Source organism: Metallosphaera yellowstonensis MK1 (genome assembly GCF_000243315.1).
Classification (GTDB): Archaea; Thermoproteota; Thermoprotei_A; order Sulfolobales; family Sulfolobaceae; genus Metallosphaera; species Metallosphaera yellowstonensis.
Window position 1 is genome coordinate 43,062 of sequence record NZ_JH597768.1, and the last position, 22,897, is coordinate 65,958.

General features: G+C 49.3%; 22 protein-coding genes and 7 pseudogenes. 14 read left to right on the forward strand and 15 right to left on the reverse strand.

Annotated features, from left to right (window positions below; genetic code table 11):
- The 5 genes and pseudogenes from METMK1DRAFT_RS17650 to METMK1DRAFT_RS07760 form a co-directional block, all read left to right on the forward strand.
- Nucleotides 1–340 (forward strand): annotated as a pseudogene (locus tag METMK1DRAFT_RS17650) (ISH3 family transposase); the annotation flags it as partial.
- 36 nt (nucleotides 341–376) lie between these two features.
- Nucleotides 377–561: pseudogene (locus tag METMK1DRAFT_RS07745) on the forward strand (IS701 family transposase); the annotation flags it as partial.
- Nucleotides 562–694: 133 nt separating this feature from the next.
- Nucleotides 695–1,915 (forward strand): MFS transporter, encoded by a 1,221-nt coding sequence (locus METMK1DRAFT_RS07750; protein WP_048087855.1) that lies wholly within the window; start codon nucleotides 695–697, stop codon nucleotides 1,913–1,915.
- 292 nt (nucleotides 1,916–2,207) lie between these two features.
- A complete protein-coding gene (locus METMK1DRAFT_RS07755; RefSeq protein ID WP_009072600.1) occupies nucleotides 2,208–2,612 on the forward strand; it encodes a HEPN domain-containing protein in 405 nt (134 codons plus the stop codon).
- Nucleotides 2,582–2,962 carry a nucleotidyltransferase domain-containing protein gene (locus METMK1DRAFT_RS07760; RefSeq protein WP_009072602.1) on the forward strand — a complete coding sequence of 127 codons (381 nt, stop codon included), beginning with the start codon at nucleotides 2,582–2,584 and terminating at the stop codon, nucleotides 2,960–2,962. The genes METMK1DRAFT_RS07755 and METMK1DRAFT_RS07760 overlap by 31 nt, the downstream gene beginning before the upstream one ends.
- A 61-nt stretch (nucleotides 2,963–3,023) precedes the next feature.
- Here METMK1DRAFT_RS07760 and METMK1DRAFT_RS18205 read toward each other — a convergent pair whose 3' ends face one another.
- The 3 genes from METMK1DRAFT_RS18205 to METMK1DRAFT_RS07770 form a co-directional block, all read right to left on the reverse strand.
- Complete coding sequence (locus METMK1DRAFT_RS18205; RefSeq protein ID WP_009072604.1) at nucleotides 3,024–3,425, reverse strand: hypothetical protein; 402 nt, start codon at nucleotides 3,423–3,425, stop codon at nucleotides 3,024–3,026.
- Between the two features lie 171 nt (nucleotides 3,426–3,596).
- Nucleotides 3,597–3,824 (reverse strand): hypothetical protein, encoded by a 228-nt coding sequence (locus tag METMK1DRAFT_RS18210; protein ID WP_082230027.1) that lies wholly within the window; start codon nucleotides 3,822–3,824, stop codon nucleotides 3,597–3,599.
- Between the two features lie 372 nt (nucleotides 3,825–4,196).
- Nucleotides 4,197–5,939 (reverse strand): molybdopterin-dependent oxidoreductase, encoded by a 1,743-nt coding sequence (locus tag METMK1DRAFT_RS07770; RefSeq protein ID WP_009072606.1) that lies wholly within the window; start codon nucleotides 5,937–5,939, stop codon nucleotides 4,197–4,199.
- Between the two features lie 281 nt (nucleotides 5,940–6,220).
- Here METMK1DRAFT_RS07770 and METMK1DRAFT_RS07775 point away from each other — a divergent pair, with 281 nt between their 5' ends.
- A complete protein-coding gene (locus tag METMK1DRAFT_RS07775) occupies nucleotides 6,221–6,817 on the forward strand; it encodes a 2-keto-4-pentenoate hydratase (protein ID WP_009072608.1) in 597 nt (198 codons plus the stop codon).
- A 31-nt stretch (nucleotides 6,818–6,848) separates the two neighbouring features.
- Here METMK1DRAFT_RS07775 and METMK1DRAFT_RS16440 read toward each other — a convergent pair.
- A pseudogene (locus METMK1DRAFT_RS16440) lies at nucleotides 6,849–7,036 on the reverse strand (hypothetical protein).
- Nucleotides 7,037–7,292: 256 nt separating this feature from the next.
- Here METMK1DRAFT_RS16440 and sepP point away from each other — a divergent pair.
- Both sepP and METMK1DRAFT_RS07785 read left to right on the forward strand, forming a co-directional pair.
- Entirely contained in the window at nucleotides 7,293–7,904 is a 612-nt protein-coding gene (gene sepP, locus METMK1DRAFT_RS07780; protein ID WP_009072610.1) for an undecaprenyl-diphosphatase SepP, read from the forward strand.
- Between the two features lie 64 nt (nucleotides 7,905–7,968).
- A complete protein-coding gene (locus METMK1DRAFT_RS07785; protein ID WP_009072612.1) occupies nucleotides 7,969–9,315 on the forward strand; it encodes an MFS transporter in 1,347 nt (448 codons plus the stop codon).
- A gap of 42 nt (nucleotides 9,316–9,357) precedes the next feature.
- Here METMK1DRAFT_RS07785 and METMK1DRAFT_RS07790 read toward each other — a convergent pair whose 3' ends face one another.
- The 4 genes and pseudogenes from METMK1DRAFT_RS07790 to METMK1DRAFT_RS07805 all read right to left on the reverse strand — a co-directional run bounded on the left by METMK1DRAFT_RS07790 (nucleotide 9,358) and on the right by METMK1DRAFT_RS07805 (nucleotide 11,871).
- Nucleotides 9,358–9,546 carry a hypothetical protein gene (locus tag METMK1DRAFT_RS07790; RefSeq protein WP_009072613.1) on the reverse strand — a complete coding sequence of 63 codons (189 nt, stop codon included), beginning with the start codon at nucleotides 9,544–9,546 and terminating at the stop codon, nucleotides 9,358–9,360.
- Between the two features lie 80 nt (nucleotides 9,547–9,626).
- Nucleotides 9,627–10,197: pseudogene (gene wrbA / locus METMK1DRAFT_RS19660) on the reverse strand (NAD(P)H:quinone oxidoreductase).
- Nucleotides 10,198–10,437: 240 nt separating this feature from the next.
- Nucleotides 10,438–11,250 (reverse strand): amidohydrolase family protein, encoded by an 813-nt coding sequence (locus tag METMK1DRAFT_RS07800; RefSeq protein ID WP_009072619.1) that lies wholly within the window; start codon nucleotides 11,248–11,250, stop codon nucleotides 10,438–10,440.
- Nucleotides 11,251–11,316: 66 nt separating this feature from the next.
- Nucleotides 11,317–11,871: a cysteine hydrolase family protein gene (locus METMK1DRAFT_RS07805; RefSeq protein WP_009072621.1), complete on the reverse strand. Its 555-nt coding sequence runs from the start codon at nucleotides 11,869–11,871 to the stop codon at nucleotides 11,317–11,319.
- Nucleotides 11,872–12,006: 135 nt separating this feature from the next.
- Between METMK1DRAFT_RS07805 and METMK1DRAFT_RS16445 the strand changes: the two are divergent.
- Nucleotides 12,007–12,192, forward strand: a pseudogene (locus METMK1DRAFT_RS16445) (hypothetical protein).
- A 361-nt stretch (nucleotides 12,193–12,553) separates the two neighbouring features.
- Here METMK1DRAFT_RS16445 and METMK1DRAFT_RS20070 read toward each other — a convergent pair.
- Entirely contained in the window at nucleotides 12,554–13,228 is a 675-nt protein-coding gene (locus tag METMK1DRAFT_RS20070; RefSeq protein WP_009072623.1) for a sulfurtransferase TusA family protein, read from the reverse strand.
- A 277-nt stretch (nucleotides 13,229–13,505) separates the two neighbouring features.
- Here METMK1DRAFT_RS20070 and METMK1DRAFT_RS07815 point away from each other — a divergent pair, with 277 nt between their 5' ends.
- Both METMK1DRAFT_RS07815 and METMK1DRAFT_RS07820 read left to right on the forward strand, forming a co-directional pair.
- Entirely contained in the window at nucleotides 13,506–14,684 is a 1,179-nt protein-coding gene (locus METMK1DRAFT_RS07815) for an MFS transporter (protein WP_009072625.1), read from the forward strand.
- A gap of 25 nt (nucleotides 14,685–14,709) precedes the next feature.
- Nucleotides 14,710–15,381: a DUF72 domain-containing protein gene (locus METMK1DRAFT_RS07820; RefSeq protein ID WP_009072627.1), complete on the forward strand. Its 672-nt coding sequence runs from the start codon at nucleotides 14,710–14,712 to the stop codon at nucleotides 15,379–15,381.
- 282 nt (nucleotides 15,382–15,663) lie between these two features.
- Here the strand turns inward: METMK1DRAFT_RS07820 and METMK1DRAFT_RS07825 are convergent, their stop codons facing one another.
- The 6 genes from METMK1DRAFT_RS07825 to METMK1DRAFT_RS07850 form a co-directional block, all read right to left on the reverse strand.
- On the reverse strand, nucleotides 15,664–16,800 hold the full coding sequence (locus METMK1DRAFT_RS07825; protein ID WP_009072630.1) for an MFS transporter: 1,137 nt from the start codon (nucleotides 16,798–16,800) through the stop codon (nucleotides 15,664–15,666).
- A gap of 87 nt (nucleotides 16,801–16,887) precedes the next feature.
- Nucleotides 16,888–18,522, reverse strand: a complete 1,635-nt coding sequence (locus METMK1DRAFT_RS07830; protein ID WP_009072632.1) for an oxidoreductase — start codon at nucleotides 18,520–18,522, stop codon at nucleotides 16,888–16,890.
- A gap of 148 nt (nucleotides 18,523–18,670) precedes the next feature.
- Nucleotides 18,671–19,006: a hypothetical protein gene (locus tag METMK1DRAFT_RS07835; protein WP_009072634.1), complete on the reverse strand. Its 336-nt coding sequence runs from the start codon at nucleotides 19,004–19,006 to the stop codon at nucleotides 18,671–18,673.
- A gap of 88 nt (nucleotides 19,007–19,094) precedes the next feature.
- Complete coding sequence (locus METMK1DRAFT_RS07840; protein ID WP_009072636.1) at nucleotides 19,095–19,382, reverse strand: hypothetical protein; 288 nt, start codon at nucleotides 19,380–19,382, stop codon at nucleotides 19,095–19,097.
- Between the two features lie 441 nt (nucleotides 19,383–19,823).
- On the reverse strand, nucleotides 19,824–20,381 hold the full coding sequence (locus METMK1DRAFT_RS07845) for a carbonic anhydrase (protein WP_009072641.1): 558 nt from the start codon (nucleotides 20,379–20,381) through the stop codon (nucleotides 19,824–19,826).
- 68 nt (nucleotides 20,382–20,449) lie between these two features.
- Nucleotides 20,450–20,668: a hypothetical protein gene (locus METMK1DRAFT_RS07850; protein WP_216586099.1), complete on the reverse strand. Its 219-nt coding sequence runs from the start codon at nucleotides 20,666–20,668 to the stop codon at nucleotides 20,450–20,452.
- A gap of 232 nt (nucleotides 20,669–20,900) precedes the next feature.
- On the opposite strand from METMK1DRAFT_RS07850, the gene METMK1DRAFT_RS07855 reads away from it, so the two are divergent.
- From METMK1DRAFT_RS07855 to METMK1DRAFT_RS07860, 3 genes and pseudogenes are all read left to right on the forward strand, one after another.
- Nucleotides 20,901–21,410: a hypothetical protein gene (locus tag METMK1DRAFT_RS07855; RefSeq protein ID WP_155812374.1), complete on the forward strand. Its 510-nt coding sequence runs from the start codon at nucleotides 20,901–20,903 to the stop codon at nucleotides 21,408–21,410.
- Nucleotides 21,411–21,507: 97 nt separating this feature from the next.
- Nucleotides 21,508–21,971: pseudogene (locus tag METMK1DRAFT_RS16455) on the forward strand (recombinase family protein).
- Nucleotides 21,943–22,897: pseudogene (locus METMK1DRAFT_RS07860) on the forward strand (IS200/IS605 family accessory protein TnpB-related protein); the annotation flags it as partial. The pseudogenes METMK1DRAFT_RS16455 and METMK1DRAFT_RS07860, both read left to right, overlap by 29 nt.

Consider the following 22,897-nt stretch of genomic DNA (forward strand, 5'->3'; position numbering starts at 1 on the left):
GAAGGTTGTTTACTTCGCTAGGGCTACGAACCTCGACCTACCGAAGGGGGAGGTGTTGGACTTGTACAACGAGGTGAGGGGTCCCATAGAGACCTCTCACCGGAACGTTAAGGCGTTCCTCCCATTCACCAGTTCCACCAAGTTCGTCTTCCTCACGTTGATCTTCGTGCTGGCCGTGGCCTTCTACTCCCTGTACACCGTGTTCAAGGGGGAGGTGAGGAGGGAGCAGTTCAGGATACTCCTAATACTCTTGTTTTCTGATGATTTATTCTATCTAAAAGATTTTCTACTTAAATCAGTAGAACCGCTTATTAATATAGATTTATTTTCAAGGAGGTGATTTTGGGTCTACCGAGCGGGGAGGAGGCCTGTCGGGTGGGAGATCGAGTACCTCCAAGGGACGTCAAGGCCCTGGGACTCCTCATACTGGAGGAGGGAGAGGCTCCAGGGCTACCTCACCATCTTCACCATCATGACCAACGTCGTCAGGGAGCTGGTGGGGGAGCTGAACCCGAGGAGCGTGGAGGTGTTCCTCAGGTTCTCAAGCGCCCTTTAGGCTGACCGCCCAGGTTGATGAAAATCCTTAAGTTACGTTAAAGTCCCATAACTGCTGCAGTCATGTTAACTTTCATGAGTTCACTTTAATAACTGAACGTCTCTTTAAACACCGTTGCAAGCAAGGACTCTCAAGTGGATGTGGTCGGCTCTCCTCTTCGGGACCGCGAGCGGACCTCTCTCTACACTGATAACCCTCCAGATACTGGAGATCGGAGGGGGACCTGTCCAGGTAGCTTATGCGATAAGCCTCTCCAACGTCGTCCTCATTCCGGCCTCCATGTTTTGGGGTTTCATGGCTGACAGGTATGATAGGAAGAACCTCATAATAGTCGGCTTCACCTTCTCTACCCTCTCCCTCTTAGTTTTATGGATAGTTAGGAGCATTCCCGTATTGGATTTGGGTTACGCTGCCTTCACGTTCTTCAGCACGTCTTACAACACCCCTATGAATCTCCTAATAATGGAGACGACGGATAAGGGGAGGTGGGCTTCAAGCTTCTCCAGACTCTCAATGATGAGTTCGGTGGGTAACCTACTGGGACTAATAATTTCTACCTTGGCCGTAGGATTCCTCAGGATCTCACAGATCTACCTGATCCTGAGTATGTTTTCCACCTCCGCGACCGTGTTGGCCTGGAGCTACACTCCGAAGTCGCTCGTAGGGGTGGAGAGGACTTCAATGCTCCATAGTTTGGAATCCTTCGCAGTTAGACTCAAGATGCTCCCCCTAATCTTCCTTCACATCCCAAACCTTCACTCCTTCAAGATGTTCCGTCTGAACAGATTAACTAGGAAGCCCATCAATTATCTACCGTTACTCTACATTGCCATAACGATCTTCTACGTCTCCAGCGGACTCTTCAATACCCTGTATCCAGCGAGCCTATATCAGACAGGGCTACAGAAGAGCGAAGTTTTGGGGATAATAACCCTAGGTATGGTGGCTCAAATACTGACTTTCTACTTCGTGGGGCACTACATCGAGGGAAGGGACGAGAGGGAGGTCTCCTTTAGGGCACTACTGTTGAGGGGATCAGGTTACATCGCCATGGGACTTTCCTTACTCAACTCAATGACCTCACTACTCCTGGGTCTAGTGTTTTATCCCCTGTCTGCAGGATTGGCTTTCTCCTTATACTACGCGGCGTCGAATACTTTGATATTCAAGGCTGTGGGGGGCAGGAGACAAGGCACCAGTCTGGGCGTCTACAGCACACTGGTGGGGATAGCCCTATTCACCGGATCCTTGGTCTCAGCATACATTTCTAAGGTTGCTGGGTACACAGTGGATTTCGTGGTTGCAGGTTTACTTCTGTACGTCTCGGCACTCATCTTCAAGTATCTAGAGGAGGGTTGACTTAAGGGACCGTAATGACTGTGTAAACCACAACGTATCGCGTAACACGTGCAGCAGTTGTCTGACTTTCCCTTAACTAACTCCTAGTAATACAAGCAAACCTAGTAACTGTTACACCTGATAAGATTCGTGCTGAGAGAATGAGTAGGCCCGCTGGAGAGGTAACAAATTATGAACGGCGGTTGATAGATTCCCCCTTGACTGCAGGGTGAACTTGATGGAAAGCCCCATAACTGCTCTTATAATTTTCCCATTCTTGACTAGGACTACGAAGAAGTACTAGGTGAGTTAAGTGCTTGACGAAGAGGAATACCAGAGATGGATGGACTCTGCCAAGCAAACGCTAGATAGTGCCAAGGTAGACCTTAACTCAGGGTTTTATAATTGGGCTTGTTTTAAATCTCAACAGTCAGCGGAGTTAGCGGTTAAGGCTTACCTTTACGGCATAGGCCAACCTAAGGCTGGGCACTCCATAGCTTACCTTCTTTCTCTCATTGAAGCTCCTCAAGAGATTATAGAGAAGGGAAAGTACCTCGACAAGCTCTACATTCCCACGAGGTATCCAGATGCCTGGTCTTCAGGTTCCCCCAGTTTTTATTATACCAGGAAGGAGGCAGAAGACGCAATTAAATATGCCGAGGATATTATAAAATTCTTGGAAGAAGAATGGAGGAAGACGTCATCAAAAGGAGAATAAGGGAGAGAGATGAAGCGATAAGGAGAGCTAAGAACTTCGTGAGTTCCTTGAAGGGTAACTTCTCTGCGTTCCTTATAGGTTCCTACGCTAGAGGAGACTTTAATGCATGGAGCGACGTAGACGTCCTGCTGATAGGTGAATATGAGGAGAGCCCCGTAAAGAGGCTTGAAAAAATCGATTTTCCTCCAGGCTTTGAGGTCGTCCCTTTGAACGAGGAAGAGTTTGGGAGGGCACTGGCTAAGAACAATCCTATAATATGGGAGGTGAAGAAAGTAGGTTTAGTTTTAAGAGACGATTTAAATTTATGCAAGAAATTCAACCTAAATTGCTTAGAAGATCGACAAAATTAACTGACAGCAGTTATGGGACTTTAACGTAACTTAAGGATTTTCATCAACCTGGGCGGTCAGCCTAAAGGGCGCTCGAGAACCTGAGGAACACCTCCACGCTCCTCGGGTTCAGCTCCCCTACCAGCTCCCCGACGACGTTGTTGATGGTGAAGATGGTGAGGTAGCCCTGGAGCCTCCTCCAGTATGAGGAGTCCCAGGGCCTTGACGTCCCTTGGAGGTACTCGATCTCCCACCCGGCAGGCCTCCTCCCCGCTGAGCGAGGGGTCGGTGGTGTAGAGGTACCTGACGTGTGTCCCGGAGTCGTGTTCCTGCGAGCGACTTCACCATGACAACTCGGCCTCCCAGGGTCAGGTCGGCGAAGTAGACTCCAGGGGGTATCCCACTGGGAGGTCTTCCTCGAGGGTCCCCTGGGCCGACCCTGGGCTCGGTTGGACTTGAGCTCAGACACCGCGTTGTCCGTCACGAGCTTCTCGGACAGTACTGGGATCGAAGACGACCCCGGCTACCGGAAGGGCTCCTTGAGCACGTCCAACGTCTAGCCACGTCGATCTTGGTCTTGAACTCGGTGACCCTCACAAATCCCACATCTTCCTCACGGTGTAGGGGAAACCGTGAACGTCCTGCCCGAGGTCCACTACGGCGACCGTGAGGAGCTTGGCCCTCTCGAACCTCCCGTGGGTGTGGCAGTAGGTCCAGTGGTTCTCGGGGGCTCACGTCTACCTAGAGCGTCGTGGTCCACGGTGTCGTCCACGATGACGACCTGACCCTTCACCAGCCTGACAGGACCTCCATGCGTCGTCGAGTTCTCCCAACGCCCCATCAATTCACGTTCCAACCCGAACGTCTCGGCCGCGTTCCTCACGCTGGCCCTCCGTCAGGACCATGAGGATCAGTGCCAGTCGACCTTCCTGCTCCTCCCCTTCCCCCTCACCACGCCCAACCTGTTGACCTCCCTGACCAGCCTCTCCCTAGCCAACTCGATTTGTCCCTTTCCGCACCTTTTCAGCGGGGCGACGTCAAAAACTTCTCGCCAATACCGGATTTTTCGTATTACCTCCCTAAGATCCCCATAACTGCTGTAACTACTTTAACCATGTTCCTCCTAAGCTTGACGTTTTTCACTCGTGACTCAGCTGAGGGGATAGTTCGGTTGTTGCCTAAATCAACCTAGAGAGATCACTCGAATTAAAGAACTGTAGAGCAGTAGTTTCTCAACAGAACTGGAGACGTTACCTCATCCTTTCAATCTGACATAAACAACGTCGTTCAGTCTAGGACCTCCGAACTTTCCCCTCACAGGAACTAGGATGGAGTTGATGCTTTTTCCACCTACGTCCACGAGATCGCTCTTGTACATGAATAGGACGTTTTCGCCCACGTCCCCCTTTACGAACTTCACCCTCACCTTCCCTCCAGGTCCCTCCAGATAACCATCGCCCTCAAGGTCTTTGGAATAAACTACAGCTCTCCTCCGTCCATACACCTCTGAGAACTGGGAGTTGGTGTAGTTTGGGTGTGCGGAGTACACGAGAACTCTCCCCTGGGGGAGGGTGAGCTCCTGAGGAGTGGGGAAGGGTTCAACAGATACCTCCTCCCTCCCCCCAGTAGGTACAACCTTGACCAACCCCTTTCTCCTCAACTCGTTTACTGTAACCCCGGTTCTCCTGAGTGCCACGTCCAGGGCAGACCAGGGATCCTCATCCAAAAGAGGACTGGAGAAGCCTAACTCCTTCGCTAACTCGAACATGAGCTCGACTTCTGTAATACCCCTCTTGGGCCTCACCGGAGTGTTGTAGACTAGGTATGGGTGCCAGTAACTGTAGACAACGTCCTCCTTTTCCAAGAAAGTAGGAGCTGGAATGACTACGTTGGCCACCTTGGCCGTCTCAGTCCAGAAGGGGTCGTGCACTACCAGGAAAAGCTTTCCCTCACTCACTGCCTCCTCTATCCTGTCTCCTCCAGGGAGTGTCACGACCGGGTTGGAGTTCCAAACAAACATGAAGTCAAAGTCCCCCACCGAGTGGCCCAACTCTCCCATCCCCACGACCTTGCTGGGTTTAGCCACATGCGTCCCACGCAGATAGGAGAAGTCTATTCCCCAACCTTGGCTGTTGGAGTAGTAAAATCCCCTCCTCATTCCCAGGAGGGCAGGTAACATGGAGATCAAACCGGCTGCATATCCTCCGTTGTACGTCCTGCCTATAGCAAAGCCTATGACTGTGAGAGGTTCGTAGTAGGTGTAGAGCTGTGCCAGTTCCCTCACTTCATCTTCAGTCAGACCCGTGGACCGAATTAGCCAGCTCATGTCAAAGGCCTCCAGTTTCTCCTTAAGTACCCTCAAGTCCACTAGCTCCCCCTTAGCTCTTCCCTCCTCCAGGAGGACCTTCATCAGGGCCAGTGCCAGGTGGGCGTCACTGCCTGGCCTTACTATGTAGGCCCTCTCGCTTCTCTTGGCAGTTTCACTCACCCTCACGTCCACGGTTATCTTATACTTATCCTTTAGGATCCTCCAACCGTGAATGAAGCTGTATACCGCCTCACTCCCCCAGAACACTACGGCCCTGTACTTCTCCATCTCCTCAGGCAGCGCACCCATACTGGAGCCGTAGTGGGCCTTTATGGCCTCGTGGCCTTCCAGACTACAGATGGAGTAATCGGTGCTGACTGCACCCATGGCGTTCCACAGCCTGGCTGGATAATACCAAGTAAGGAGTCCCTGGTTTCCGTCGTACTCCACGTGTACTACTCTCCTCCGATCCGTACCCCTTAATCTCTCGGCAACGTACTTTATCGCCTCAGCTATGCTCTTCTCTTTCCCCTCCACGTAGGCCCTCGTCACCCTGTTGATCTCGTTCCTCCTCAAGTCCGTGAGTCCCCTTGAACAGGTGAAACCCAGAGTGGGGAAGATCTTTAGGGGAGTGTAAGTCTCGTCGAAAATACAGGTGTCGTAGCAATCCCTGGTGCAGGCTATAACCATGATCTAATTTAACTAACAGCAGTTATTAGATTTTGCCTTGACTTCAAGGCTACACCTAACGAGAAATCCCATAACTGCTGTAACTAAAATGGATTATTAAGGCGATTTCCGGAGGGCTCAATGTTAGGTACCTGGATCAAGGCTCCCTTGGAACTAACTCATGGAGATAAGTAGTAAATCATCGGTCTCCCTTTTACAAACTGGACGGTTGATGATTCTCTCCCTGGCTGCACCTTTACTCTGCGTCATGGCTTTTAAGTTCAAATTGGGAAGGATTAAACATGAGTGAAAAGGCGAACCTTCTCTTCAGGGCCTACCTAAACAGGGAAGAGATAGAACCCTTTGAGTTAACAGAGGAGGAAGCTAAGGAGGTGGGGCAGAAGTTTGTCAACCTCCTCGTGGAGAGGGAGGGCCTGGGCGGATACAAGATAACCAAGTCCGGCCTGTGGGGAGTCCTGACCAAGGATATGATAACCTTTTCCGACGTCGAGCTCTGGTTCAAGACTCACAAACTTGAGGTAGAGATTATTGCCTTAGCCAAGAACGGGAAGGTAGTAAAGACGTTTATAGGGTTGGAGATACCGGCCACGAGGTTTAAGACGTGGGATCTTCCCAAGCACTACATGATAGCCGACGACGCCTTCGCCGGTAGACTCTACGTGGGAAGGGAGATAGAACCTCCGTTCGGCTCCTTCAAGTTGTTCATCAATGACGAGCTGGTAGGGGAAGGAGCCCCCACCTACAATCCCTCCAACGTGGTTAAACCAGATCAGAGCGGTTATGTGGCATGTGGGGCATTCATTGGACCTGTGAAAATCTCCAGGGGTGATTTGGTGAGGGTGGAGGGCAAGAAAACCATTCACGTTAAGATAAAGTGAGGTGTCCACTTAGCTTAAGGAGATTAAGTGTTTACCCGTGGCGTAACTTACCTTCTTTAATTACTTCTAATTCCACCACGGGCACCCCTCCTAGGGATCATACACGGTCACCCTTAACTCATTGGGGCTGGTCGAGGGAAACTTCAATACCCTCCCATCCACACTTTTATCACTCCCCAAACCTCGTGAGCAGTGCCCGTTATCAGTTAGGGGGATCAACAAGAAGTACTTCGGTGATACTACATAAACACAACTTGTCAAAACGATATTTAGATGATTAAAAATAACCAGTAGTTACGTAGAAGCGTTACAGTCTCGCGATTCATCAAGAGGTTGGGTCGCGAGATCCCGTTAGGACTTTGAATCCAACATTCATCCCTCTTGACAGTAAAACGTTGATTAAACATAATACTTTACACAAGGTTTAGTTAATCTGAGGACAAAACTTATATGCAGATCATTACCTTTTTCTCCGATGAGGTACTACTGGGCCTTTCTACTTGGTTTCCTGGGTGTAGGGGTTGCTGTCAAGGTGCTCACGGAGCTGAACTTTCCGGGCAATGTACAGCTCTTCCAGCTCGTCAACTACCACCAGGTAAATGCGTTGAACCCGGTGATGGTGTTCCTCAGCAAATACGGAAGGGAGTACGTTTGGATACCTCTCACTGCACTCCTCCTGATCTTCAGGAAGACTAGGAGGATAGCCGTAACCCTGGCCGCCTCCTTCATCCTGGCCATACTGGTGGGAGAGATCTCTAAGTACGCCTTTGCCCAGGAGAGACCCTTCCTGTACGTACATCCGGACTTTCTTTTGGTTCCACCTCCTCACGACTACAGCTTCCCATCAGGCCACGCCCTGATAGTGAGCGACGGTGCACTAGTTCTCATGAAACAGGCTCCCACATGGCTGTGGGTAGTCATGTTAATGGAGGCCATCTTGGTCTCTTACTCTAGGGTGTACGTAGGCGTTCACTGGCCTATCGACGTTATCGCAGGTTGGTTACTCGGTGCGTGGACCTCCCTGCTCACTGTTGACCTGGAGAGGAGAGGAATACTATCTTCTGTGGAAAAATTTCTCAAAGCTTAAGATAAAAGATTATTTTACTGAGTAGTTACCAAAGCTTTTTAAGCAGTGAGTATTTACTAAGCCTATGCCCTCACTGTCTTGGAGGAACGTTATCGTATCCGGAATGGGCGTTCTGACTGACGGTTACAATCTTTACTCCATAGCGCTCACCTCTTTTTTCATTTCGTCGTCCTTCAGCTTCAGCAAGGTTGAGTTGGGCCTCCTGGTCGCAGGATCCTATTACGGTGCAGCATTGGCAGCACTAGTGTTCGGTCTCTTCGCCGATAGGCTAGGTAGGAAATCCCTGTATGGCCTCGACGTAGCCATAATGGCAGTTGGGGCGGGACTCCAAGGGTTATCACAATCTTACCTGGAACTGTTCCTTGCTAGACTGATATTGGGCGTGGGAATAGGGGCAGATTACGTTCTCTCTCCAGTCATAGTGGCTGAGAACGCCGAGGGAAAGAACAGGGGGAAGATGATGGTGATAACTTTCGCGGTCATGTGGGGTTTGGGTGCAGTGATAGCAGCCTTCGTGGAACAGGTAACGCTAGCCTTGGGATTACCCAACTCCCTAGTGTGGAGGATAGTGCTGAGCGCGGGAGCCCTCCCAGCACTTTCAGTGTTCTACCTGAGGAGGAGGATATACGAGACTTTACTTTTCATCTCTCGGGTGAGGCCTGAACATAGGGACGTGGAAAAGATAGAGAGAGAGCTAGGTAGACCTATTCCCAAAAAGAGAGACGAGGTTTCCTTCTTAAAGAGATTGACGTCATCAGCACTCTTCATCGTAGCAGCATCAATACTCTGGCTTCTTTACGACATGTACTCCTCTACCTTCGCAATCTACGGGCCTATAACCATAGCATCGAACCTGGGAATCTCCCCCATAATGTTCACCTACGTTGCCCAGTTTCTAGCAGGAATACCCGGACAATTAATATGTATCTCCCTGATCGATAGGATAGGAAGGAAGCCCCTCATAATCTTAGGGTACGCTGGGGTAGCTGTTTGGCTCATGGCCTATTCCTTATTGCTGGTAGATCCTAGGGTGTTCGGTCTTAGCGCTACATCGTTGTCCTCGTCCTCTTTGGTTGGAGAGGCAGCACTACTGGGGTTCACATTCTACCTCTTGAACTACCTCTTCTCCGCCATAGGTCCGGCGTCCATAATAGGCTCGGCCATGATAGCTCCAGAGCTCACCCCGACCAAGGTGAGGGCTACCGGTCAGGCCATTACCGTGAGTGTTGACAGGCTGGCGACAGCCCTCAACATAACCGCCTTCCCGCTCCTGCTCAGCCACTACGGTCTGGCGGCGTTAGTAGGTTTCTACGCCATGATAGCGTTGGTGTCTAGCCTGATCACGCTACTGGTTATACCAGAGACCAAGGGTAAGGAATTAGAGATACCGTTGTTCCAAAAAGGATCTTAAGGTTCAAGCACATCTGAGTTTTCTGGCTACTTCCACCAGTGTTTACCCGTGGCGTAACTTACCTTCTTTAATTACTTCTAATTCCACCACGGGCACCCCTCTTGAGGGATCATACAGGGTCACCCTTAACTCATTGGGGCTGGTCGAGGGAAACTTCAATACCCTCCCATCCACACCTTTATCACTCCCCAAACCTCGTGAGCAGTGCCCGTCATCAGTTAGGGGGATCATCAATAAAAACTACTTCGGTGATACTATATAAACACAACTTGTCAAAACGATATTTAGAAGTGATTAAAAATAACGAGTAATTACGTAGAAGCGTTACAGTCTCTTCCCATGAACCTGGCTATGGCCTTCTCATTTTCGTCTAGCTGGGGCGAAGAGCCCAGGTGAGAGGGACCGTATGGGGAACTCCAGTTCTGGTTACACCTATTTCCTTTATGGCGTAGCCCAGGGGAACTATCACCATGCCGTGGTGATAGGCGAAAGTGCTCATGGCTAGGATGGTACTCTTATGACCCCCGTGGATAGTGCTAGCCTCGGTGAAGGAGCCCACGGGTTTACCATACAGAACCCCCTTAACCAAAGTTCCCTCGTCTGGTCTAGGAAGAATTTCAAGGGCCCAGCCATATTACCGTACCTGGTAGGGGAACCCATGGCAATTCCATCAGCCCACTCCAGGTCCGAGAGTTGTGCCTCTGGTATGCCCTCCACCCTACTGAGGTCTACATTGAAGTTTTTGACCACCTCGGGAGGGAAGAGCTCCTTAACCCTAGCCAATTTGACCTCTCCTCCGGCCTCCTTAACGCCTTCACCTATTTCCTTAGCTAGGTCCACTATGGAACCGTAGCCATAGAAGAGAACTAGTATTTGGGGCAGGACATTCCACGTCGGGGAAATCCGTGGGGATGTGAAAATTTAAGATTAACAGCTAGTTTCTAATATACACTCACCCCTTTCCTATTCATTGGTGAAAACCAAGATCATGGAAGTGGGCCGTGAGACTTATCGAAAGACTAGCTTATTTCGGCTTTAAGGCGAAATGTAGTAACAACTTCACTTTACTTGAGGTTTAACTCCATGACAATTATTGAAGCGAACTTAGGAGGCCCAGTAACATCACTTAACTGAGTCTATCAGCCTCTCAGCGTTGATCCTCAACACTAACTCCTTCACTCCGGGCTCAAGCTTTACGTTCTGGAGCTCAAGTAGCCACCTCTCTGGAGTTATCAACGGGAAGTCAGAACCAAACAGGACTTTGTTGCTAAGCCTAGGGAGGTTCTTCCATATTACCTCTGGAATATACTTGGGGGACCAACCAGAGAGATCCAGGTAAACGTTAGGTCTAAACATGGCTATGGCTAACGCCTCTTCGGTCCAGGGCCAGCCGAAGTGAGCCATCACTATTTTGACGTTAGGAAAGTCCTTAGCTACGACATCCAGGTATATGGGTCTCCCGAAATCCAGGTCGATCCTATTCCTCTCTCCAGCCCCGACTCCCGAAGTGCCAGTGTGAAACACTGCTATAATCCCCCTGTCGTCCACTAGGCTCATGAGTCTGAGGAACCTCCTGTCCCTGGGATCAAAACCTTGAAGTTGGGGGTGGAACTTGATGCCCACTGGTTCATACTTCTTCACCGCTTCCTTGAATTCCTCCAAGGCGTTAGGCTTCAACGGGTCTACCGATATGAAAGGAACTATTCTGTCGTCTACCCTAGCATAGTCGTTGCTTATCCTCCTTCCCAGAAAGGTGGTTGAGTCTATGGGGAGCAGGACCACTCTCTTGATCCCCACGGATTCTACCCTGTCCAAGGAATCCCTCAGTGTCTCCTCCTTGATCTTCGAGTTGAAGTACCTGATCGTGGAGTCCTTAAATTCACCCAAATATTCAAGGAAATCGTGCACTGGTGCGTGAAAATGAAAGTCGATCATGAAGAACGTGAGGAGAGGAATTTTAAAAATGCTTCTAAACTCAATTGACCTGACCTAGGAAGCCCTTCACCCCAAAAGATCCCTTAGTTCCATCGAGCTGACCACAGGGAAGAACTGCCTCATATTGGTTAAGGACCTCTCATGCCCTTCTTTATTATACGAGGAAACCGCATCGCTCACTATCACAGGAAGGAAGCCGAGGGCAAATGCGTGCCTCGCCGTAGTCTCCACACCTATCTCAGTGGCTATACCTGTGAGGAGGATCACGTTCCGGCCAGAGTTCCTGAGGAGAAGCTCTAGATTAGTCCCCACGAATGCGCTCCACGTGTTCTTTAACATGACAATGTCCCCTTCCTTAGGAGATATCTCTAATTCGAGATCCTCAGCCGTGAATTGGAACCTCCTGCCGGTGGCCCTCATAGCGAAGGGCTCGAAACCTTTAGGGAATGGAGTTATCTTAGTGAACACTGTTGGAATCCCAGTCCGTCTTGCCACCTCGAGCACGTTGTTCAGGCCCCTGAGGAACTCCTCCCTATTGAAGATACTCCTGACTAAACCCTTTTGAACGTCCCACACAATTAGTACCGACTCCTTGGGGGTTACAACTGACCTCAGACTCATGATACCTTAACATGAACGTGAAGGGAAAAAGTTATCCACTCAACACAATGACATGACCCCTTCCTTCTGGGCCGGATCCTTTTCAACTTAGCAAAAGCGCTTTTATATTCGTTTATTACATTTTTATTAATAAAAATGATCTCTCACACCGATGTGGGCTAAGCCCAAAAGGGTGGGAGAGATTGCAGAAATGTGAGCCCCGTGCCGTTGGACTCAAAGGAGTCCCGTGACCCACACACGGTCAAAATGAGCGTGTGGCTGAGGGCTACGTCCCTACACTCGATCATGATTGAACACAAAATGATTGAAATGAAAGTGTAGGGACAAACGGATAAACGGAACTTCACTACTCTTAATAGTCCAGTTCCTTCCAGCGAATCGGGTTTTCAACGCTTAGAAACACATTGAAGCTGTTTAAGCACATGTTCAACCATCCAAGAAGTTCATGCCCTTCCTCGTTCCGTACAACACAGATCAGCGGTTATTAGATTTTGCCTTGATTACAAGGTGATATCCAAGGGAAAGTCCATAACTGCCGACATATGATATCGCCCGATAACTGTAACGTGAAATGACGAAGACCTCTCAGAAGCAGATTCATGATCCCTTAGAGGTCCTGACATTCCATCCAAAAGGAAGGGCTGACTTCGTTGCGCAGACGGCCTGACCAACTTGTTATTGGTCAAAGCAGTATCTTGGGTAGTACTTCCTTGGCTTTCTGTAAGTGTTTCTTTATGGCCTTCAACGCCGTACCTTTGAAGGGACCGTTATACCATTCTGTGATATCTATATTTATCTCCTCCCCCCTCTTATTCATCACGAACCTCCAGCCAAATCTTATTCTAAACATGGGCAATTTCTGATAAGCCGTGTAATACACTATCTCACCCCTGGGCAAGATATTGGATGAAATGACTAGTGGAGTTTCCCAATTTATGAACCACTTCATGTGTAAAACGTAGTTATTTGGCGCTATCCGGTCAACCGCCTTCACTTGAGGTACGAAGGACATCAGAATTGTTGGATCGGACAGCTTTTCCTTCAGGATACCTGTAGCTCTTATGGTAATACTCTCAGTCTCTGAAACGCCTTCTGTTTCCTCTATCTTCACAGACGGAGTTTCCTTAAAGATGATGAACTTCACGTAGTCGGTCTCCCTCTGAACCTCATATTTCAAACCGAGGCTCTTGCACAGAGAAGGGAGTGTGACGTCTATGGCCGGTTCGTGATCAGTTAAGACGACCAGTCTTCCGTATCCCATCTTTTGGAGTTCCTTAGCGGCCCTCATCTCTGGAATTGGACAAGCCTCCCCCCTGACATCCAACACCACATCCCTACCGCCCTGAGTAGTTTCCATGGAAGGTACACCTTGAAATTTCTATTGTAATATGTATAATCATCTACTGGTTATAAAACTTATGTATTATTAAATAACATAAATCTTTTGTGATAATACCAGAAGTTTAGTATTTTCTCTCAACAGGCCTTGTAGTAAGGGTAGTTCTTAAAGTTCAGCGGGTAACAGACTCGTCGGAGGACTCTCAGACCTTTACACTACACAGTCCCTCAGCGAAAGACCCTTTCTTGTAAGATTGTTAGAAAAACTTAAACGCTATCTGTAAATCTGTTATCTTATGATGTCCAAGAACGCTAGAGTTCTTGCATACACTTCCCTGGCTCACTTCGCCAATGACGGAGTCTTTCTCATTTATCCACTTCTGATAGTCTATTATTCAGTAGAAGAGAAGATAAGTCTGGTGTTCCTAGGCTCCTTAGCCATCATTTACACCGTACTCTCCGGAATCCTGTCTCCCTTCATAGGGGACTTCGCTGACAAGAGCGACAAGGATCCTGAGTTGTTGGCTGGAGGTATTGGACTCGAGGCCCTGGCCATAGTGTTCTTCTCCCTCGCTTTCTTAGATAGGACCTTGGCAGCCCCTCTGATAACCGTCGGGGTCGTACTATTGGGGTCCGGACAGGCGTTCTATCATCCATTAGGCGGGGCCATGCTCTCCAGAACCTTTGGGAGAGGCGCCGGGAGAGCCCTTGGTCTAAACGGAGCCATGGGTAGTGTGGGGAGGTCAGTCATGCCTTCGGTCATCTCGCTGCTTCTCCTGTATTTAGGAGATGTACTGGGATTGACCACTTTCTTCGCCTACATGGCCGTAGTCTCAGTCTTAATCTACTTTGGTGTCAAGGATCTCAGGAGAGGAGGGCAACAGCAGGTGAGAAAGACTACGGAGAAGTTGGAAAGAGGGTTCTACAAGTTCCTGTTGATACTAGGGGCACTGGTCTTTCTTAGAAGCATGTTCATAACAGGCACTGCCACATTTCTAGGAGAGTTCGAGTACCAGATCTATCTCTCCAAGACCCTAGCGGGGATCTTTCTGACAGTTGGCTTCGCTGGATCCATAGTTGGACAGCCAGTGTTCGGATGGCTGACGGAGAGACTCGGAGGGAGAACGTCCTTCGCGCTCAGCAGTGTCATGTCAGTTCTTTTCTTCGCACTCTTCCTTTCGTCAGTGAGGAATCTATACCTATCTGCCACGGCGTACACTCTATTCACCTTCGCAGCTTACACCGGTTTCCCAGTACTACTTGGCTACGTGAGTCAGGTCTTCCCCAAGAGCTTCTTCACTGTGGCCAACTCCTATATATGGGGAGTAGGGAACACCATAGGAGGAGCAGCAGGGACGGCCCTGGTGACGGCCCTATTAGGGCTACACTTCACCATCCTTGAAGCCTTCTACTTACTGTTCGCACTGGCCCTAGTCTCGACAGTCCTGACACCGCTAATACCCAAGAGGGTTTAAATTTAATGTTTTTAATAACTCTCTTGTGGATATTTACGTAGGAACCTCAGGGTGGTACTATAGCTGGAACAAGGGCAGATCCCTCGATTGGTACGTTAGGAACACGCCCTTCAGGGCTGTTGAACTAAACTCCTCCTTCTACAGGTATCCAAAGAGAGAACAGGTGGAGGCGTGGAAGAAATACGACTTAAAGTGGGCTATAAAGGTCAACAGGAGGATAACCCACGTCTCCAGGCTCTCCAGCGTGGACGCTTGGGAGGAATTCAAGAAGACTGTGGAGACACTGAATCCCGCCTTCTACCTGTTTCAACTTCCGCCGTCCTTTAAGCGTACCTCTGAAAACCTGAGAAGGGTGGAGGAGTTCTCCCAACTACTTGGGGAGAGGGCAGTTTTCGAGTTCAGGGACAGGGAGTGGTACAAGGAACCTCCTAAACTGAGTTCCATCATATCTTCAGTGGACTCTCCCCTGGGAACCTTCATAGTTCCTGGAGAAGTGATCTACCTAAGGATGCACGGTAGGAAGAGGTGGTACTTTTACCAGTACTCCAGAGAGGAATTGACGGAGATAGCGGAATCGGTGATGAGGAGTCGCCCTAACTCAGTGTTCGTGTTCTTCAACAACGACCTTTGGATGTTGGAGAACGGCATCACCATGCTGGAGCTCTTAAAACGTACCTCCCAGGAGAACTTGTCTTAGAGGATCGCGCTCGTGTATTTCGGTTACAGTTCAACAGTCCTGAAGGTCGTGTAGCAGTTATTAGACTTCCCTTGGTAACAGGGCGGTAGTCAAGGGGAAGTCGTGTAGTAAACTCCACCGAATTTTCGGATTTATGTGCAATCCTCAAGCCCCTAGGCTCTGTGCTTCAACAGCCGATGAATAACGATTGTGCAACCCTTAGGTTATTGGCTGAATTAGAGATTGAAGGTAAGTGAAACCAGGAGTACACTCCTTCTACAGGTGTGAAGGAGAGAACAGTGGCTACCCCCTTATCTGATCCAAGGACCTCCCTGTAGTTCTCACTCCCCACACTGCTATAAACACTCCCGCCAGGATTGAGGCGAACCCTATGAGCGCCATTCCCCCAAGAGGGTCTCCGTAGTATACTAAGGAGAAGAGTAAAGGCCCTACAGCACCGCCCAAGTGCCCCAGACCGTCTGCAATGCCGTAAGCCAGCGTTCTGACCCTGGTGCCGAAAACCTCAGCTGTATAAGTATACATCACCGGGAACTTGAATCCCTGCAGGTACATCTCCAAGAAACCGGCTATCAAGAAGGATGTTCCTTTCAGGAGGGGCCAGAGGATCAGGACGGCTCCAGCTATTACGTTGACCATTGTGCTACTCACTTTCCTCTCAATCCAGTCGTTCAGGAAAGTTCCCAACAGGACGCCCAAGGGATCACCGTAGAGTATGTAGGTAAAGTAAAGGGCAGAGTTCGAGAATCCCTTCTCCTGAAGGAGACTGAAGATCGGTTCCGAGAAGAGGGAGTAGCCGGCGAAGTAGCTCAAGAACCATACCGCGAGCATTATCAAGGCACCCCAGTCCCACGTCAACCTAGACTTTGAGGAAGCCCACATGGGTGACTCGGGTAACCTGAGTCTCAGAACCAAGGCTACGATAGAGACCAGGAGGCCGGCCAGGAACAATAGCCTCCACCCTCCGGTTCCCGCGAGCACGGCAATAGGCCCTACGATGAGAGTGGTCAGGAAGCCCGAGGCTGTGACCAAGCCGACGTTCCTGCCCCTCCTATCAGGGGGAGAGGTCTCAGATAAGTAAGCGGGAACAATGCTCAGCTCCCCCTCTATTCCCAGCCCTATCAGGAGCTCAGCCGGTATTAGCCAGTAAAAGGAGACAGCCAGAAGTCCCAGGAGGGATCCCATGGACACTAGCCCCATCGACGTTAAAAGCCCCAGTCTCCTCCCCCTCAGTGAGGCTAGAAGGCCATTCATTGCTCCTCCCAAGGCGTAACCCACCATCTCCGCAGACAGGGGAAAACTAGCCAGTTCCTGTGACACGTGAAAGGCAGAGGAGGAATAATTCACTATGTAAGGAACGTTAAATATGTCCCAGAAGGTCAGGGACATCCCCACGGCCAATATTACCAGCTTCCAGTTCATGGTGGAATGAGATACTTATATGATTTAAACTTTACTTGAAATGTATCAAAGACAGTTAAACCCATAGGTAACAAGGGAGATAGCCGATTAGCCTCGAAACTCCATGGCGGCCCAATACCCGCGGGAGACGGCTTGTCCTATCGTGGGTTGATTTCTAACGTACTTATCGTAAACCACATCTACCTCAACCCTCTCCTTAACCACCTTGATACCCCTCTCCGAGTAGGCTTTCTCCAAGAGGTATCTCCTCGTTCTGTCCAGGCCGTGTAGGCTCCTCTCGGTGATGAAAACCTCGTTATGCTGGGCCCAGGAAAACGCGTAGTCCTGATAAGCGTAGAGGTTCGAGTCTATCAGTATCCTCTTCCCTCTGTGGTCTTCGTAGCTGGGTTGTGACTCGTCAGGTACCATCCATAAACCGTCCTCCCTTTTCCCCTCCACACCCAACTGGATCTCCACTCCTAGCCTAGTTAACTCCCTCTCATAGTACTCCAGGAGAGAGAGGAACTCCCTCTTCCACGGATCCATTATCCAGTTGAGTTGTCCCCCGAGCTTAACGCCCTTCTCCAGCAGTGTCACCTTAAAACCTCTGAGGGCAAGGACCCTGGAGGCCTCGAGTCCCATGAGACCACCTCCCACCACTGTCACCCTTCCGGAACCGGGCCTGAGGGGCAGGAGTTCCCATCCCAACTCCGGATTAACGTCACACCTCACCTCCCTAGTTGAGAAACCTCTGCACCACTGATTACACCTTATGCAAGGCCTCACGGGCTCTCCCCTAAGGCCCTTGATAAGCCAGTCAGGGTCAGCCAAGAGTTGCCTACCTAACACCACTGCGTCGGCAACCTCCAATACCGCCTCCGCTTCCCTCAGGGTAATCACGGACCCCACCAGGAATAGGGGAACTGAGGGTTTCCTGACCTGTTTGGCAAACTCCAGGAAGGCGGGCCTCTTCCAATAGAAGGGCATTGAGGCCCCGAGGGGACCGTCCCTCCCCGCCGAGAGGTGAATGTAATCCAACTTATGGGACACTTTCTCCAAGATCTTTGAGACCCTATCAGGTGTGAGTCCATTATCGTCGAACTCCGTGACACTTATCCTCAGTCCTACAGGGAGCGACGTCCTTCTCCTCACCTCCTCCAGAAGTTCCAGGAGGAAGACCGTCCCATCCGAGTACCTGTCGTTCCTCTTGTTCGTGGCCGGAGAGAGGAATTGGGCTACTAGGTAGCCGTGGGCCCCGTGGATCTCTATGCCGTCGAAGTTGGCCTTCTCAGCCCTCTCGGCTGCGTCTCCGAAGTCCTTTATCACCCTCTTGATGTCCTCCTCAGTCATCTCCCTGACTTGATCCAGGATGGGGATGGGAGAGGGAGCTATGGGGGTTCTACCCCATATCAGGCCCGACCTAGTCTTCCTACCTACGTGAACCAGCTGGACAAATATCTTAGAACTCCTGGAGTGTACAGCGTCAGTTAGCCTGGAGAACTTGGGGAGAAGCTCGTCGTCATATAGTCCTAGCTGGTTTGGAGAACCCCTGGAGTCAGTCCTGTTCACGTAACAGTACTCCGTGATGATGAGACCAGCGGTCGAGGCCCTTCTGCTCAAGTAGGCTATATGTTCCTCTGAAGGGTAACCCTGGGGATTGGCCAGGTTGGATATCATTGGTGCCATGACGACCCTATTCCTTATGGTTATGTCTCCTATCTGGAGAGGCTCTAGGATTTTCATGAATTGCCTTTAGAACCATGGGAAATAAAATTACGGGCTGCTCATCCTTCATGAACTGAATTAGGGGTTTGGTGCGAGATCTAGTCGTGACATCGGAGGCTTAGCGTTATCAAACGCAAAGGAACAAAGCCCTAAAGTCACGATCCCCTCAGTTAGAGTCCCTCGAACCGTAGGACTGAAGTACCTTAGACAGCTCCTGGTAGAGCTGTGTGCTCTTCCCCTTCACTAGTTCAGAGAGTTCCCTTAGACCTTGCAAAATATTCTCTGGATCCTTCACCTCGTTCTGACCGAACGGAGAGATCAAGTAAACTTTACCGCTCTTGAGGAGAATCCTCATGTTGCCCAAGACGCTTCCTGTGGCCACCTCGTATGTTATTTCCTCAGCAACCACTAGCTCACCATCAAATAACATGACCTTCACTGAGACTCCGTTATAGCAGAACTCAATGCTTCTCTTGTCTACGGAGAGTGATTTGAACCTCATATTTCACTTATTGTTCTCCGGAATTAAGAACACTTCCTTTTCAGTTAAGCCCCCAATCACAAGGGGTCGTAACAACTTTAGGTAAACTTCAGCCGGACCTCTGTCCATCTGACTTCAGATCGTTGAGACTTCCTACCACACGCGTACTCCCCTCGATGTCCTCAAAGACCAACTCACCCTCCTCAGTGAGTATTATATAACCAGGTTTTCCATCGCAGTTATAGGGGAAAGCCAACAACCCTTTGGTCTTCAGAGCATACACAGAGTAAACGGGCATAAGGGAATCATCAATGTTCGATGCCAAACAGGTAAGGATAACCTTAAACAAGGCGGTAGTCTCAGTGATGATGGGATACTCTCCTTCCTGGTCAACCACAACCGAGTAGCAGCCTTAAAGGAGTATAACCCTCAACTCGGGCTGAATCCTTTTTCACATTGATAGAAATCTTTTTTATATTTGTTTACAACATCCTTTCGATAAATGATGACCTCTCACGCCGATGCGGGCTAAGCCCAAAGGGGTGGGAGTGATAGCAGAGATGTGAGCCCCGTGCCGTTGGGCTCAAAGGAGTTCCGTGACCCACGCGTGACTAGAATGAGCGTGTAGTTGAGGGCTAGGTACCTACACTCGATCATGAATAAAGATAAAATGATTGAAATGAAAGTGTAGGGGCAAACGGGAATCCTCGCCTCCATGGCGTGAAAGAGGTCAGAATTCCGATAATCCCCCATCACTTAACCCGTTTTATAGTTACTTACTAAGAGATCACTAGAAATGGACACGTAATCGTTTCCTTACCACTTCTCAATGACTAACTCACTTCAGGTACTTGACCTCCTTGACCTTGAGGAATTCCTTAGCTATGTATACGTCAATCTCGCTGTCACCACCCTCAACTTGTATCACGAAGGTCCTGTCCACGTCATGGAGGAACTCCGAGTATTTTCTCTTAGAGGGGGCGGTAACCAAGGCTACGTTTTCAGCGGACGGAGGCACTCCTAGCTTCTCTGTATGAATGATTTCCCCTCTCACTTTTGCGTTCACCAACGACCTCAAGCTCCTCAGTTGCACCTCCAGGTTCTCTCTTTCCAGTTCTTCTCTCCCCTTACCTCTCAGGTTCAGGAAAGGGGTGATTAGGGGATTGAGGACATCTGGCATCTTCTCTCCAGATAGAGCCTTGTGAACAACGCCCATCGCCCCGCAATCCGTATGTGGTAACACCACTATTTCGTCAGCACCCTTGAGTAGCTTTAGGGTATCTCTGAGGGATCCCACGTTGGAGCCGGCGTTCCTCACGAAAACGGTGTTTCCATCATTCCATTGATCTAGATATCTGTTCAAACGCCTGTCCATGCAGGAAATGATAATTCTCATAGATTCCTAATGCTTACTACTGTTAAAAAACATGTCATTTAAATTGATTTAAAAATTACAAGAGAATTTTAAAGCTCGAAGTCCTTCCTTAGCTTCCACGATTTAGTTATTAGATTTAGCCTTGACTTCGAGGCCATACCTAACGAAACTCCCGTGACTGCTGTACGGTACAGTTTTGCACTGAGGACACAGAGTCCCAGGATATCCTTCACGATCTCGGCGACCTCTGTCCTGCTCGCAGTTGAGCTCAGGACCACCTTAAAGGACGTAGTAAACCTTGTGATCATCTTCGCCTTTACCCTCAAGGCCTCGACGAGCGTCTCCCTGTATCGCTTCCTCGGTCATACAGAACGATCATTCGTAAAATTCTAAAAAGTTTAAGCCACTCAAACCAAGACGATTTTCCCACAAGTGCTATCAGAAGATCTCACGCTTTCCAGGAATATGTGGTCTTTTGGATATAAAGGTCTACATAGAGAATTTAAACTCAGTCTACGTATTTTAAACACGGGGAGCAGTTTGCTATCTGACGCCGAACACAAGACAATCGAAATTTCTACGAGGAAAGTTGAGGAATTCCTTGGAGTGAAGCTACCCCATCCCGAGGTTCACAGAATCTCAGACCAGGGATACGGGATGTACTTGGAGGGCGTGATATTATACGGTCCCACAGGAGACGAGGAAGTAGATGAAAGGATATTGATTCATGAGTTGGCTCACTTAGCTCAAAATATATACTGTAGACCGCGGTTCCCCGTGCTCCACGCACTTGTGGAGGGAATCCCCCTAATCCTAGGCTTAAGGAGAGGTAAGTTGCTCAGGTTCCTCCAATTCACGGAAGGGTTCGCCACATGGGTTGAGGAATCCATCATGGGTGAGAGGGGAGAGAGCTACTGGCTCTCCCTGCCTGTCTTCTACAGGGTAGTGTATTACGAGGGCAAGAAGAAGTTTGAGAGGATGGGTAGGGACCTAGGTATAAGGTATGGGCTAGGGGAGGGAGAGTTTTGCAGGAGATTGACTAGCCATTAGTTGCAACGGAGAGGGCGCTTTCAAAAGGTTTGGAGGCTGGCTAAGACTGTAGCAATTTCACGTAACTTTTAAATATTTCTAGTTACCTTTAATTATTGTGGAGAGGTATCTAACACCTAGTGAGGTTGCTGAAATATTCGGCGTGAGTAGGAGTGGTGTCATTAAGTAAGGGAGGGGAAGATAAAGGTTGTTGAGGTTAACGGTAGGTGGAGAATACCTTACAGCGAAATTGATTGTTGTCCGGCGGTGGAAGGGTTAAACGAGTAGCGATATGCAAGGGTTTCACCAACGCAAAAGGACGACTTGGAGAGGCAGTTGGACGCATTGAGAGAGTGGGTTAGGAAAACTTTCGGAGGAGTGGGTGTGATAGAAAGGATATAGGTTCCGGATTGAAAGAGGACAGGGGAGGGTTAAAGAAGTTAGATGATAAGGATTACACGCAGGAGTTGATGGAGGACTTTGTAGAAATCGTCAAGTCATTTGCCTAGAATTTACGGCCACAGATCTCACAGATATGAGAAGGTGGTAAAATGTGTTGAAAACCTTGAAAAGGACGGTTAAACTAGAGGGCGACTTCTTGAACGAGTGGAAGTACCGCGTTCTTAGGGAGGTTGAGGAACATCAGAGGAAGTTCGTTAATGAAATGATTGGGGTGATCCTATCAGAGGGCTTACAGACCACTAGGAAGAAGTTGCACGAGAGGTTTTACAGTGACTATAAGGAGAAGTACCCCTTCCTGCCTTCAAGGGTTATTGAAGGTGCCTACGTCGTAGCTGGAAGGATTGTTAAGAGTTTCAGGGAGAGGAGGAAGAGAGGGTTAACGAGGAAGGATAAACCGGAGTACAAGAGGGTTATGATCACTATTCCTAACATGGTTAATTGGAAGTTTAACAAGGTTTCTGTCAGCCTCCTAACTCACAAGGGTTGGGTTGAGATACCCCTCAAGTTCACCAAGCAATTTACCCGCTACGTACATGAGAGTTGGAGGGTTTCGCAAGAGCTTAAGTTAAGATTAGTTGGTAGGAAAGTCCTAGTTTGGTTGACTTTTGAGAGGGAGGTTGAGGTTGAGTCCAAGGAGGGTAATCATATCTCTATTGACGTTAATGAGAATAACGTCACGGTAGCAGTCTTCGAGGGTTTTAAACTCAAGGAGTTGAGGAGATATGAGACTGGGTTAGGGAGGATTGTGGTTAATTACTCCTTGAGGAGGGAAGAGATTACTAAGGGGCATTCAACTAAGGACGTGTGAATAAAGAGGAAGTGGAGGAAATTGAGGGAGAGGGAGAGGAAAACTGACGTGTTGAGGAAGACTGTAAAGAGGATAACAGAGCTTGCTAGGAGCTTAAGTGCCAAAGTCGTAGTAGGTAAGTTCTCCTCAAGGTCTAAGGAGAAGATGGAGAGCAATAAAATGATAAGCTTAGGCATAGGATTCACCAGTGGAGTGTTGTTAAATTTCTGGAGATGTTGAAAACTCAGCCGATAGAGGT

What these genes read in the sequence shown, in the direction of transcription:
- METMK1DRAFT_RS07750 (WP_048087855.1), top strand. Translation starts at nt 695, where the DNA reads ATGTGGTCGGCTCTCCTCTTCGGGACCGCGAGCGGACCTCTCTCTACA.
- METMK1DRAFT_RS07760 (WP_009072602.1), top strand. Translation starts at nt 2,582, where the DNA reads ATGGAGGAAGACGTCATCAAAAGGAGAATAAGGGAGAGAGATGAAGCG.
- METMK1DRAFT_RS07770 (WP_009072606.1), bottom strand. Translation starts at nt 5,939, where the DNA reads ATGGTTATAGCCTGCACCAGGGATTGCTACGACACCTGTATTTTCGAC.
- METMK1DRAFT_RS07775 (WP_009072608.1), top strand. Translation starts at nt 6,221, where the DNA reads ATGAGTGAAAAGGCGAACCTTCTCTTCAGGGCCTACCTAAACAGGGAA.
- sepP (WP_009072610.1), top strand. Translation starts at nt 7,293, where the DNA reads ATGAGGTACTACTGGGCCTTTCTACTTGGTTTCCTGGGTGTAGGGGTT.
- METMK1DRAFT_RS07785 (WP_009072612.1), top strand. Translation starts at nt 7,969, where the DNA reads ATGCCCTCACTGTCTTGGAGGAACGTTATCGTATCCGGAATGGGCGTT.
- METMK1DRAFT_RS07790 (WP_009072613.1), bottom strand. Translation starts at nt 9,546, where the DNA reads ATGATCCCCCTAACTGATGACGGGCACTGCTCACGAGGTTTGGGGAGT.
- METMK1DRAFT_RS07800 (WP_009072619.1), bottom strand. Translation starts at nt 11,250, where the DNA reads ATGATCGACTTTCATTTTCACGCACCAGTGCACGATTTCCTTGAATAT.
- METMK1DRAFT_RS07805 (WP_009072621.1), bottom strand. Translation starts at nt 11,871, where the DNA reads ATGAGTCTGAGGTCAGTTGTAACCCCCAAGGAGTCGGTACTAATTGTG.
- METMK1DRAFT_RS20070 (WP_009072623.1), bottom strand. Translation starts at nt 13,228, where the DNA reads ATGGAAACTACTCAGGGCGGTAGGGATGTGGTGTTGGATGTCAGGGGG.
- METMK1DRAFT_RS07815 (WP_009072625.1), top strand. Translation starts at nt 13,506, where the DNA reads ATGATGTCCAAGAACGCTAGAGTTCTTGCATACACTTCCCTGGCTCAC.
- METMK1DRAFT_RS07825 (WP_009072630.1), bottom strand. Translation starts at nt 16,800, where the DNA reads ATGAACTGGAAGCTGGTAATATTGGCCGTGGGGATGTCCCTGACCTTC.
- METMK1DRAFT_RS07830 (WP_009072632.1), bottom strand. Translation starts at nt 18,522, where the DNA reads ATGAAAATCCTAGAGCCTCTCCAGATAGGAGACATAACCATAAGGAAT.
- METMK1DRAFT_RS07835 (WP_009072634.1), bottom strand. Translation starts at nt 19,006, where the DNA reads ATGAGGTTCAAATCACTCTCCGTAGACAAGAGAAGCATTGAGTTCTGC.
- METMK1DRAFT_RS07845 (WP_009072641.1), bottom strand. Translation starts at nt 20,381, where the DNA reads ATGAGAATTATCATTTCCTGCATGGACAGGCGTTTGAACAGATATCTA.
- METMK1DRAFT_RS07850 (WP_216586099.1), bottom strand. Translation starts at nt 20,668, where the DNA reads ATGATCACAAGGTTTACTACGTCCTTTAAGGTGGTCCTGAGCTCAACT.